Origin of the sequence: Curtobacterium sp. C1 (assembly GCF_021049325.1) — a bacterium.
GTDB classification, from domain to species: Bacteria; Actinomycetota; Actinomycetes; order Actinomycetales; family Microbacteriaceae; genus Curtobacterium; species Curtobacterium citreum.
In genome coordinates this window covers 211,601-223,342 of sequence record NZ_CP088076.1, presented here as the reverse complement: position 1 = coordinate 223,342, position 11,742 = coordinate 211,601, and the positions used below count along the sequence as shown (strand labels likewise).

Here is an 11,742-nt window from a genome sequence, read left to right as displayed (position 1 = left end):
ATGCGCACCACCAACCCCGCCTTCACCGCACCGCCGACCGAGACCACCCGGCCGGACCTGCAGGGCACGTTCGGCATGGCCGCCGCGACGCACTGGATCGCGACCGCGACGGCCCAGTCGGTCCTGGAACGCGGCGGCAACGCCTTCGATGCGGCCGTCGCCGGCGCGTTCGTCCTGCACGTCGTCGAGCCGCACCTGAACGGCCCCGGCGGTGACGTCACCGCCGTCTTCGCCACCGCGTCCGACAAGACCCCGACGGTGCTGATGGGCCAGGGACCAGCCCCCGCCGGCGCGACGCCGGAGCACCTCCGTTCCGAGGGACTCGACCTGGTGCCGGGATCGGGGGCCCTCGCGGCCGCCGTCCCCGGTGCCGTCGACGCGTGGCTGCTGCTCCTCGCCGAGCACGGCACGTGGGAGCTCGCCGACGTGCTCGCCCCCGCCGTCGGCTACGCCCGCGACGGCCACCCGGTCGCCCCGCGGGTGGTCGCCACGATCGCGACGGTGCAGGACCTGTTCCGGGACCACTGGCCCACCTCCGCCACGCAGTGGCTGCCGGGAGGCACGGTGCCGGTCCCCGGGACCCTCGTGCGCAACGAGGCATGGGCCGGCGTCCTGGACCGGCTCGTGCAGGCCGGTCGCGGTGTCGACACCGACGCGGCGGGCGACGCACGCGTCGCCCGGATCGAGGCGGCGCGCACCGAGTGGGCCGAGGGCGTCGTCGCGCAGGCGGTCGACGCGTTCGTCCGCACCCCGCACCGGCACGCGTCCGGCACGGACCACGCCGGCGTCATCACCGCCGCCGACATGGCGGCCTTCCGGGCGTCCACCGAGCCGGCGACCACCGCCGAGTTCCGCGGGCACACGATCGCGAAGACCGGACCCTGGGGGCAGGGCCCGGCGCTCCTGCAGACCCTGCGCCTGCTCGAGCCGCTCGACGACGAACGCCTCGACCCGTCCACCGTGCTCGGCGCGCACACCATCGTCGAGGCGCAGAAGCTCGCGCTGGCCGACCGCGAGGTGCACTACGGCGAGCGCGACGTCCCGATGGCCGAGCTGCTCTCCGACGCCTACTCCGACGAGCGCCGGACCCTGATCGGCGACCGCGCCTCGCACGCGTTCCGACCGGGTGCCGTGTCCGTCCCCGGCGGCACCGTGCCCCCGCTCCGCGAGACCTACACGCCGCGTGGCGAGCCGGTCGCCGGCGTCGGCGAGCCCACCGTCCCGGGCGCCCGCGGCGAGGCCCCGGTGGAGACTCCGGTCGCGGCCCCGGCCGAGGACGACCCGGTGCACGAGGACCGCGGCGAACCGATCGTGATGGCGACCGGCGAGACGCGAGGCGACACGTGCCACATCGACGTCGTCGACCGCTGGGGCAACATCGTCAGCGCGACACCGTCCGGCGGCTGGCTGCAGTCGTCCCCGACGATCCCCGGCCTGGGGTTCTGCCTCGGCACCCGCCTGCAGATGACCTGGCTCGAAGAGGGCACGGCGTCCACGCTGACCCCCGGTGCCCGACCCCGCACGACGCTCACGCCGACGCTCGTGCTCCGGGACGGCGAGCCGGTCGTGGCGATGGGCTCCCCCGGCGGCGACCAGCAGGACCAGTGGCAGCTGCTGTTCCTGCTCCGCACGATCGTCGGCGGGTGGTCCCCGCAGCAGGCGATCGACGCCCCCGCGCTGCACACGACGTCCTTCCCGGGCTCGTTCTGGCCGCGCACCTGGACCCCGGGCGGCCTGGTCGTCGAGGACCGTCTCGGCGACGAGGTGATCGCCGGGCTCGAGGAGCTCGGCCACGTCGTCACCCGCGCCGGCGACTGGTCGCTCGGCCGCCTGTCGTGCGTCACGCGCGACCCCGACACCGGCGTCATGGGCGCCGCCGCCAACCCCCGAGGAGCACAGGGCTATGCCGCAGGACGCTGAGAACGTGACGACGACCACCGGGGCCGCACCGCGCCTCCCGTCCGACGCCGGAGCCGACCGCCTGCTCTCCGTGCGCGACCTGCGCGTCGCGTTCGGGGACCGCGAGGTCCTGCACGGCGTCGACCTCGACGTCCGCCGCGGCGAGCGCGTCGCGATCGTCGGACAGTCCGGCTCGGGCAAGTCGACGCTCATCGCGGCGCTCCTCCGGTTGCTACCGGGCGCCGGGCACATCACCGGCGGGGCGATCACGCTCGGCGACGACGACATCGCGCACGCCGACGAGCCGCTCATGCGCCGGATCCGCGGCGGCCGGATCGGCCTGGTGCCGCAGGACCCGTCGACGAACCTCAACCCGTCGATGCGGGTCGGTGCGCAGATCGCCGACGCGCTCCGTGCCGGCGGGCTGCGCGGACGGTCCGCCGTCCGTCGCCGCGTGGTCGAGCTCATGACCGAGGCCGGCATCCCCGAGGCCGCCCGCCGCGCGGACCAGTTCCCGCACGAGTTCTCCGGCGGCATGCGGCAGCGCATCCTCATCGCGGTCGCGCTCGCCCGACAGCCGGAGCTCCTCATCGCCGACGAACCGACGAGCGCCCTCGACGTGACGGTGCAGCGGCAGATCCTCGACCACCTGCAGACCCTGGTGGACCAGCACGGCACCACGCTGCTGTTCGTGACGCACGACCTCGGCGTCGCGGCGGACCGGACCGACCGCATCGTGGTGATGCTCGACGGCGAGGTCGTCGAGCAGGGCGCCCCCGCGGCGATCCTCCGCGACCCGCAGCACGAGTACACGAAGCGGCTCATCGCGGCCGCGCCGGCGCTGTCCGGGGTCGCCCCGGAGCCGACCGCACCCGGGGAACCGATCCTCGTCGTGTCCGACCTGGTGAAGGAGTACCGGCTGCGCGGCCGCGGCGCCGGCACCCTGCGGGCGAGCGACGGGGTGTCGTTCACGGTCCGCCGGGGCACCACCACCGCGGTGGTCGGCGAGTCCGGGTCCGGCAAGACCACGGTCGCGCGGATCGTGCTCGGGCTCGAGACCCCGACGTCCGGCACGGCGCTCGTCGACGGCCTGTCGATCGGCGCCGCCCGGGGCCGGGAGCGTCGGGCCGTCCGTCGTCGCGTGCAGCCGGTGTTCCAGGACCCGTACGGGTCGCTCGACCCGACGTCGACCATCGAGCGGATCATCGACGAACCCCTCCGCGTGTTCGGGGTCGGCGACCGGGCGTCCCGGACCGAGCGCGTGGCGACGCTCCTCGACCAGGTGGCCCTGCCCCGCGAGGTCGCGCAGCTCCGACCGAACGAGCTCTCCGGCGGGCAGCGGCAGCGCGTCGCGATCGCCCGGGCGCTGGCCCTCGAGCCAGAGCTGATCATCCTCGACGAGGCGGTCTCCGCGCTCGACGTGCTCGTGCAGGAGCAGATCCTGACGCTCCTCGACGACCTGCAGGACCGGCTCGGGCTGAGCTACCTGTTCATCACGCACGACCTCGGGGTGGTCCGTCGGATCGCGGACGACGTCGTGGTGATGCGACGGGGGAAGGTGGTCGAACGCGGGTCGGTGGCCGCGGTGTTCGACGACCCGCAGGAGCAGTACACGCGGGACCTGCTCGACGCGATCCCGGGCCGGAGCCTCGCCGAGGCGGTCGTGTGAGACGATCGGCCCCGTGCTGAACGGGACGAGCGTCATCGACGCCATCCGCCACGACATCGTGTCCGGTGCGCTGCAGCCCGGGACCCGGGTGACCGAGGCGTTCCTCGCGGAGCGTCACGGCGTTTCCCGAGTGCCCGTTCGCGAGGCCCTGCGCGGCCTCGAGGGCGAGGGGTTCGTCGTGTCCCGCCCGAACGCGGGCTCCCGGATCGCCGACATCCCCTTCGACGAGGCCGACGACCTGTTCGCCGTCCGGGAGTCCCTCGAGACCGCCACCGCCCGCCGCGCCGCCACGCGCGCCCGCACCCTGTTCGACGCACCGGCCCCGCCGGAGGACTGGTGGCGGGTCCGCCGGGAGCTCGGCGAGGTCCTCGACGCCGGGGACGCCGCCGTGGCGCGCGACGAGCTCGACCTGCTCGTCGACCTGAACGAGCGCTTCCACCTGCTCGTCGCCGAGCTGTCCGGCAGCAGCACGCTCGCGACGCTCCTGCGCCAGCTGTCCCGGAAGATCGAGTGGCTCTACGCGCTCGACACGTCGTCCCGCGGCAAGCGCCTGTGGCCGGACCACCGCCGGATCCTGGCGTCGATCGACGCGGGCGACGTCGACCAGGCCGCCGAGCGCATGGCGTGGCACGTCCGCGAGAGCCGGATCGGGTACGCGGCACGCACCTCGCCCGACCGCGCCGCCGACCTGCGCGCGGCCGGACCCGCCGTCAGCGCGGCCGGACCCGCCGACCTGCGCGCGGCCGGACCCGCCGTCAGCGGAAGCGCGCGGCCCGACGTCAGCGGAAGTGCAGGATCGTCATCGGGTCCTTGAGGGTCCCGCCGACCCGCGTCTCGACGTGCACGTGCGGCCCGGTCGACTGGCCGGTGTTCCCGGACCGTGCGATCTCGGTCGACTTCGCGACGACCTGCCCCTTCGTCACCTCGATCACGCTGAGGTGCGCGGTGAGGACGGTCGTCATCCCGTACTGGACCACGACGTAGTTGCCGAAGGACGGGTCGTTCGCGACGGTCTGGGTCACCGTCCCGCCGCCGGACGCGTAGACCGGCGTCCCCACGGGCACGTTCGCGTCGGTCCCCTGGTGGTAGCGGGGCGTGTGGCCCGCCCCGCGGTCGTCGCCGTACTTCCCGGAGATCTTCGTCGAGGCGACCGGCCACAGCATCCCGGTGACCGGCCGGGTCGACCACACGCGGGTGTCCGAGGCGCCGTAGAGCACCACGTTCGCGTCGGCCTGCACCATGAGCTGGCCGGCACCGGCGCGACTGGTCCGCGAGGACCACAGGGCCCTGCGGTCCGGGCCGTAGACGACGAGGTTGCCGTCGGTCTGGACGGCCGCCCACGCTCCCGGGTGCCCGCTCGTGTTCGAGGCCCACGTCGCCGCTCCGTCGACGTACTGCACCAGGTTCCCGTCGGCCTGCATGGTGAACTGCCGTGAGGTCCCGGCGTCCGACCGCAGGACCGTACCGGGCTGGATGACGTTGCCGGCGGTCACCCGGTCCTGGAACGACCGGATCGTCCAGAGCGTCTTCTTCGCCGAGTCGCGCATGCGCAGCGTGCCGTCCGGCAGGACGCCGAAGTCCCGTCCGACCACGCCACCGGCACCCCACCGCGCGATGAGCTGTCCGCCGCGGCGGAGCACGAGCACCCCGTCGGTCCCGACGTCCATGACCGCTCCGGGGTACTTCGCCGTGTTCGACGCCCAGACGACGACGTTGCCGACGCCGTACTCGACGAGGTTCCCGTCGCCCTGCATCACGAGTCGGAACTGTCCGTTGGACGACGTCATCGCGTCGCCCGGTTGCAACGTCGTGCCCGACGGCACGCTCGTCGACACGACGGTCGCCGCCCGTGCCGGTGCGGCGGCGGCGAGGCCGCCGACGAGGATCGCCGCCGCGGTGACGACCGCGGTCAGCCGCCTGGTGGTGGTGCTGTGCATGGTTCCCCTGTCCCCGCGGAGGACGGCGCGGGCCGCCGGCCCGGTGCGGGCCGTGTGCGACGCGCCCTGTCAGCGTCGCCGGACGATCGTCACAAGTGCGTCCGTCCGGACACAGCCCCAGTTCCGGGGTGACGGCGCGGGCCGGTACCCCCGAGCCGCCGCTGTACCCCGGACCGTCCGGGACGGACGCCCGCTCCGACGTCTTCCGGACTCCGGGCGGTGTCGTCCGCGCCGAGACTGCGTCTTCACCGAGAACGGCTTGCGAGAACGGTCGTTCTCCGATTGACTCGGCTGCGGCGGTCCCGGTCGGGTCCGTCCCCCACACGAAAGGAACGCGAATGCCCACGCGCACCGCACGCACCGCCTGGAACGGCGGCCTGAACGACGGCTCCGGTCAGGTCGAGCTGTCCAGCTCCAAGGTCGGCACCTACGACGTCTCCTTCCCGAAGCGCGCCGCGGACGAGGCCGGTGGCACCACCAGCCCCGAGGAGCTCATCGCCGCCGCGCACTCCGCCTGCTACGCGATGCAGTTCTCCGCGATCCTCGGCGAGGCCGGCGGCACCGTCGAGGCCCTCGACGTCAAGGCCGACGTCTCGCTCGGCCCGGACAGCGCCGGCGGTTTCAAGCTCACCGGCATCGTCCTGACCGTCAACGGCGAGGTCTCCGGCATCGACGAGGCCGCCTTCCTCAAGGCCGCCGACGAGGCCAAGGCGACCTGCCCGGTCAGCAAGGCGCTCACCGGCGTCGACATCGAGCTCAAGGCGACCTTCGAGCAGTAGCGGTCACGTCCCACGGGACGTCACCACGTGACGGACGGGAGGCACGGTGCCAGCTGGCACCGTGCCTCCCGTCCGTCTGCTGCCTACGCTGGGACGCGTGCTCCGTCTCGTGTCGTCACCCACCCGCATCGTCGGCTGGGCCGGCCTGGCTGCCGTCCTCGTGGGCATCGTGCTGATTGCGACGGCTCCGCACCCGATCACCGGCTGGTTCGCGTACGCACCACTGTCCGACACGACCTTCGTCCCGGACCAGCACCCCTGGCAGGAACGCGCCGGCCAGGCACTCCTCGCGGTCGGTGCGCTGGTCGTCGCGTTCGTGGTGGGCCGGCTGAGCGCACAGCGCCGCCCCTGACCGCGTCCAGCCGACGTCCGGACTCGGCGGCCGACGGCTGGCACCATGGCGGGATGGCCGAGCAGTTCCTTCCCGGTGTCCCACGGCCCCCGCGTCCGCCGCGGCCCCGCGTGCGCAAGCTCGCCCAGCACGACATCCGCGACGCGCGCGCCCGGCTGCGCGGCACCATCTACGAGGACGTGACGCCGGACACGCGCTCCCGCGAGCAGTACTCGCCGGTCCAGATCGTCGACTTCTGCCTCGACCTGGCCGAGGTGATGCTCGCATCCGGGGCGGACACGCGCAGCGTGGAGACCGCCGTCGTCGCGGTGTCGACGAAGTGGAACCTCGCGCCCCTCGACCTGGACTTCTCCGGCAGCTCGGTGACGATCCAGTACGCGCCGACCGACCACCCGCCCCTCGTGAAGGTGCGGACCGTGCAGTCGGACGGCTCGGACCTCGACCGACTGGCCCGCGCCAACCAGATCGTGGACGACCTCGTGCACGGCGAGCGGGACATGACCTCGGCGGTGAGCGCCCTCGTCGCGGTGCTCCGCCTGGCGCCGCGGTGGCCGTCGTGGTTGGCGGACGTCGGTCTGTCGGTCCTCGGGACCTCGATCGCGATGCAGGCGGGCGGTGGGTGGCGAGCAGGGCTCGGCGCCTTCGTCCTGATGCTCGGGATCATCCTGTCGGGACGGTGGCTGACCGGCCGGGGCTTCCCGCAGTTCTTCGTCTCCGGTGCCCAGGCAGCCGTCGCCTCGGCACTCGGCACCCTCGCGATCTTCGGCGACGTGCTCACCCCGACGGGGGCAGCCACCATGGTCGCCGCGCTCGTCGTGCTGCTCCTGCCGCACGTGTCGCTCGTCACCTGGGCGCAGGACGCCATCTCCGGCTTCCGGGCGATGGCCGTCGCCCGGGCGTTCTACATCGTGCTCGTCATCGCCGCGATCGTCGTCGGGGTGCCGGCGGGCATCGCGGTGCTGCACTGGCTGAGCATCGAGGTCGACCCGTCCGGGATCGTGCTCCGACCGCTGCCGCTCTGGGTGTCCCTGTCCTTGACGGTGGTGTCCGCGGCGGCGAACTGCTTCGTGCAGCAGGCCAGCGCGCGGGTGATCCCCGTCGCGGTGGTGTTCTCGGTCGCCTCCGGCGCGTTCCTGTGGGAGCTCCGGCACCTCGGGATGCCGCTCCTCGGCGCCACGTTCGTCGCGTCGGTGCTGCTCGGCGTCCTGTCCACCATCGCGGCGGTCCGGATGCGCACGGCGGTGGCGGCGATCGCGGTACCGGCGTTCTGCGGCGCGCTGCTGCCCGGTGTCGCGGTGTCGAACGCACTGCTCAACTTCATGTCCGGCTCGTCCGGGGCCGCGCTCGACTTCGTGGCGGCGGTGTCGGTCGCCCTCGGGATCGGCGCCGGCCTGGTGCTCGGCGGACTCGTGGCCACCCCCGGGGCGCGGCGTGCACTGCGGCGGGCGCGACGGGTGACCGTGCACTCGGTCCACAGCGACACGACGGCGATCCCGGTCCTGCGGGACACCGGGTACGACCCCGGCAACGGGAGCGTCCCGCGGGGGTCCCGGCCGCGCTGATGCGCGCGGCGACGGTCGCTGCCGGCGGCTGCGCTGCCCCGAGCCTCGGGCTGGGCGACGAGTCCCGGGCACGGGGCCGCGGGACTCGTCACCCACGCCGGGACTCGGCGCGCCTCAGCCCGCGTCCGAGACGGCCTTCGACACCGCGGTGGGGGCGTCGTAGTCGCCGTCCGGGATGCCCCGCAGTGCCTCGAGCACGTCGCCGTCGGCACCCTCTTGCTCGGCCTTCGAGACGATGTCGTCCTTCGAGGCCGGGTAGTCGATGCCGCTGAGGTACTTCTGGACCTGGATCGGGTTCGGTGCTGCCATGTCGATCTCCTTCGTTCGCGAGACCCACTGACTACCCGGCCGCCCCTCGGCGCCCTGCCGGTCAGTGCGTCCAGCGGCCGAGGCGCGCGGACCGACGCCCCGCACCGCGGCGCGCTCGGCGGCTCAGATCTCCCAGCTGCCGCCGTCGCTCCACGCCGAGAAGCGCTGCGCCGCCGCCGGCTCGTACCGCTCCATCCAGCCACGCTCGAGCCGCGCCACCGCCCGGTCGAACGCCGCGACCAGGTCGAGCTCGGCGCGGAGGAGCGCCTGGAGCTGCAGTCCCTCGTACAGGGCGATCAGCTGCTCGGCTCCGCGGCGCGGGTCCATCGTGTGCGGCGCCCGACCCACGGCGACGTCGTGCTCCAGGCCCCGCTTGATCTGCGAGTAGAAGAGCTGGTACCGGGACCGCAGGTAGGTCGCCATCGGGTGCGCGGGGTTGCCCGCGACGGAGAGCAGGGCGACGAGGAGTCGCATGAGCGCGGGGTCCTCGGCGTTCGAGGCGACGATCGCGCGGAGCAGGTCCACGGTCGAGCCGTCCCCGACCTCGCGCGTGACCTCGTCCATCCGGGCGCCGTTCCAGCGGTCCAGCGCCGCGAGCACGAGACCGTCCCACGACGGGAAGTGCTGTCGGAGCTCCGCGACCGAGATGTCGAGGCGCTCGGCGACGAGCCCGACGTGCGCCTCGTGGAAGGGGACGTCGCGGAGCAGGTCGACGGTCGCACCCACGATCGTGATCCGCAGGTGCAGGGTCGCGGCCGCAGCGGCAGCCGCCTGCGTGTCCGCACTGGTGTGTTCGAGCATCATGCCCTCCGTCGTGCCGCGGACGTCCTGTCCGCACCCCCATCCAACCGCCTGCACGGGGGCCACCAGAATCCCCGTAACGGGTGTCGGCATGTCGGGGGACAAGCGTTCGACCCGCACCACGTGCGCTGCGCTCGCGGACGGGACGTGCGACGATGCCGGGATGACCCCGGAGGACCCCGTCGCACAGGGACTGGCGACCATGGCGTCGGCGGGCTTCGAGTTCGGGAGCGACGCCGAGCAGGTGGCCCACGACGTCCGGACGATGTGGCAGCAGCTCGGTGCACCGACCGGTGCGTTCGCGGCGGCGGCCGACGCAATCGCCCGGCTCACGCAGCGCCCCGAGGTCCCGGTCGCCGACCAGGCACGTCGTCGGGCGTTCGAACGGGCGGTCGGGATCAACCCGGTCGAGGTCGAGCTCACGGCGGCGATGTCGGCGCGGGAGCTGCTCGAGCGGATGGCACGTTCCGTCGCCTGCTGACGCGACCCTGTGACGGAGTGGAGGCGCGGTGCCAGCCGGCACCGCGCCTCCACTCCGTCACCAGCGGCGACTACGGCGTGGGCATGCCACCGTCGACGTGCAGCGTCTCGCCCACGACGTAGGACGACTCGCCGCTCGCCAGGAAGACGAAGGCCGGCGCGAGCTCGGCCGGCTGCCCCCAGCGGCCGAGGTACGTCTGCTCACCGGCGGACGGCAGGGCCTCCGGCGGCTGACCACCGGCGGGCTGCAGCGGGGTCCAGATCGGCCCGGGGGCGACCGCGTTCACACGGATGCCCTTCGGCGCGAGCTGTGCGGCGAGCCCCTTCGCCATGTTGTTCACGGTCGCCTTCGTCGCGGCGTAGTGCACGAGGTGCGGCGAGGGTGCGTACGCCTGGATCGACGTCGTGTTGATGATCGTGGAGCCGGGCTGCAGGTGCGGCACCGCGGCCTTGGTGATGCGGAACGTGGCGTAGGCGTTCGTCTTGAAGGTCTCGTCGAACTCCTCGTCCGAGATCTTCGTGATGTCGTCGACGTTCTGCTGCTTGCCGGCGTTGTTCACCAGGATGTCGAGACCGCCCAGGCCGTCGACCGCCCGATGAACGAGCTCCTCGCAGAACGCCAGTTCCGTGATGTCGCCCGGGATCGCCACGGCCGTGCGACCGGCGTCCTCGATGAGTCCGACGATGCGGTCGGCGTCCTCCTGCTCCTCGGGCAGGTACACGATCGCGACGTCCGCACCCTCGCGGGCGAAGGCGATCGCGACCGCCGCGCCGATGCCCGAGTCGCCGCCGGTGACGAGCGCCTTGCGCCCCTCGAGCCGACCGGAGCCGCGGTAGGTGTCCTCGCCGTGGTCCGCAGGGACGTTCTGCGCCATCTCCTCATCGGTCCCGGCGCCCGGGAGGTACTGCTCGTCCGGCTTCTTGTCGGCGTAGAGCTTCGTGGGGTCCTGCATCGTGTACTGGTCGCGACCCGTCCGGCCGCCCTGCTGCTCCGTCATGCGGGCGACGGTACGCACCACCGGACCCGGGCCCGTCCAGCGGGGTGTCCCCCGTCGCGGTTCCGTGACACATCCCCGAATGTCACGAACGCATGACGACGAGGACGCGATTCGGTAACACCTGTCGTTCTGTCCGGTCGGGCGTCGTACGGTCGAATGGTGACTCCCCGGACCCTGCTCGCGCTCGGCGCTGCCGCGCTCGCCGTCACGGCGGGTTCGCTGGGCGTCGGCCCGAGCCAGCTCGACGGGGTGCCGACCGCCGCCGCGGCAGAGTTCCCCGGTGACGGCACACCGTCCGCGACGCCGTCCGTCGACGTCTCCACTGCCAAGCTCCGGCGCGTCGACGCCGTCGAGCTCGACGCGGAGTCCCTCGTGTTCCGCAGCGGGGACAAGACCGTCGCCGACGTGTCCATGCGCGACTCGCGGTCGACGGTGGACCTGCTGAACCGGCTGCTCGGCACCCCCGCGCGGACACAGACCGCGATCGGCTCGGGCGGCGCGTGCTTCCCGTCCGGGACCACCTACACGTGGGGCGGCGCCCTGCGCGTCGCCGCGATGACGACCCCGGCCGAGGCGGGCAACGCCGTGGAGATCCGCGTGCTCAAGGACGCCGTCCGCTCGCGGTCCGGCGACCCCGTCGCCCTGTCCGGCCCCGACGGGGTCCGGGTCGGTGACGACATCGAGGACGAACTCCGCGCTGCACCGCGCTCCGACAAGGTGTCCTTCGGCTCGGGCGACTCCCGCGCCTGGCAACTCCTGCTCGAACCCGGATGGGCGCCGACGACCGATGACGACGCCCACACCGGCGACAGCAGCGGAGCCAGTGACACCGCAGCCGACGACGACGACACCGCGGGCTCGAACGGGGTCTCGGCCTTGACGAACGGCACCGTCGTGAGCGTCCTCGGCTCCCCGATGCCGGTGCACACGCAGCGCTCCTGCTGACCGCCGCGCGT

Annotated in this window: 12 protein-coding genes; 8 read left to right on the top strand and 4 right to left on the bottom strand. The window is 73.4% G+C overall.

What is annotated here, in order from left to right; all coding sequences use genetic code 11:
• Genes LQK89_RS01150 through LQK89_RS01140 form a run of 3 tightly spaced genes read left to right on the top strand, consistent with a single transcriptional unit; the run spans position 1 to position 4,382 of the window.
• The gene (locus LQK89_RS01150; protein WP_231049896.1) at positions 1–1,920 is read left to right on the top strand and encodes a gamma-glutamyltransferase family protein; all 1,920 of its coding nucleotides are present in this window, start codon (positions 1–3) and stop codon (positions 1,918–1,920) included.
• Positions 1,904–3,568 (top strand): dipeptide ABC transporter ATP-binding protein, encoded by a 1,665-nt coding sequence (locus LQK89_RS01145; protein ID WP_442874054.1) that lies wholly within the window; start codon positions 1,904–1,906, stop codon positions 3,566–3,568. Before LQK89_RS01150 ends, LQK89_RS01145 begins: the two co-directional genes overlap by 17 nt.
• Before the next feature lie 13 nt (positions 3,569–3,581).
• On the top strand, positions 3,582–4,382 hold the full coding sequence (locus LQK89_RS01140; protein ID WP_231049894.1) for a GntR family transcriptional regulator: 801 nt from the start codon (positions 3,582–3,584) through the stop codon (positions 4,380–4,382).
• Here the strand turns inward: LQK89_RS01140 and LQK89_RS01135 are convergent.
• The gene (locus LQK89_RS01135) at positions 4,348–5,505 is read right to left on the bottom strand and encodes a peptidoglycan DD-metalloendopeptidase family protein (protein ID WP_231049893.1); all 1,158 of its coding nucleotides are present in this window, start codon (positions 5,503–5,505) and stop codon (positions 4,348–4,350) included. The genes LQK89_RS01140 and LQK89_RS01135 overlap by 35 nt on opposite strands.
• 338 nt (positions 5,506–5,843) lie before the next feature.
• On the opposite strand from LQK89_RS01135, the gene LQK89_RS01130 reads away from it, so the two are divergent.
• The 3 genes from LQK89_RS01130 (at position 5,844) to LQK89_RS01120 (ending at position 8,198) form a co-directional block, all read left to right on the top strand.
• Positions 5,844–6,284, top strand: coding sequence for an OsmC family peroxiredoxin (locus LQK89_RS01130; protein WP_058742613.1), 441 nt, complete (start codon positions 5,844–5,846; stop codon positions 6,282–6,284).
• Positions 6,285–6,381: 97 nt separating this feature from the next.
• Complete coding sequence (locus LQK89_RS01125; RefSeq protein WP_231049892.1) at positions 6,382–6,636, top strand: hypothetical protein; 255 nt, start codon at positions 6,382–6,384, stop codon at positions 6,634–6,636.
• 53 nt (positions 6,637–6,689) lie between these two features.
• A complete protein-coding gene (locus LQK89_RS01120) occupies positions 6,690–8,198 on the top strand; it encodes a threonine/serine ThrE exporter family protein (protein ID WP_231049891.1) in 1,509 nt (502 codons plus the stop codon).
• A gap of 114 nt (positions 8,199–8,312) precedes the next feature.
• Here the strand turns inward: LQK89_RS01120 and LQK89_RS01115 are convergent, their stop codons facing one another.
• Together LQK89_RS01115 and LQK89_RS01110 are read right to left on the bottom strand one after the other, a co-directional pair.
• Positions 8,313–8,507 carry a DUF2795 domain-containing protein gene (locus LQK89_RS01115; RefSeq protein WP_058742616.1) on the bottom strand — a complete coding sequence of 65 codons (195 nt, stop codon included), beginning with the start codon at positions 8,505–8,507 and terminating at the stop codon, positions 8,313–8,315.
• Positions 8,508–8,630: 123 nt separating this feature from the next.
• Positions 8,631–9,311 (bottom strand): TetR/AcrR family transcriptional regulator, encoded by a 681-nt coding sequence (locus tag LQK89_RS01110; protein WP_058742617.1) that lies wholly within the window; start codon positions 9,309–9,311, stop codon positions 8,631–8,633.
• 160 nt (positions 9,312–9,471) lie between these two features.
• Between LQK89_RS01110 and LQK89_RS01105 the strand changes: the two genes are divergently transcribed.
• Positions 9,472–9,789, top strand: coding sequence for a hypothetical protein (locus tag LQK89_RS01105; protein ID WP_231049890.1), 318 nt, complete (start codon positions 9,472–9,474; stop codon positions 9,787–9,789).
• A 70-nt stretch (positions 9,790–9,859) separates the two neighbouring features.
• Here the strand turns inward: LQK89_RS01105 and LQK89_RS01100 are convergent, their stop codons facing one another.
• Entirely contained in the window at positions 9,860–10,786 is a 927-nt protein-coding gene (locus LQK89_RS01100; protein WP_442874053.1) for an SDR family oxidoreductase, read from the bottom strand.
• 159 nt (positions 10,787–10,945) lie between these two features.
• On the opposite strand from LQK89_RS01100, the gene LQK89_RS01095 reads away from it, so the two are divergent.
• Entirely contained in the window at positions 10,946–11,731 is a 786-nt protein-coding gene (locus LQK89_RS01095; RefSeq protein WP_231049889.1) for a hypothetical protein, read from the top strand.
• The last annotated feature ends 11 nt before the right edge of the window (positions 11,732–11,742 follow it).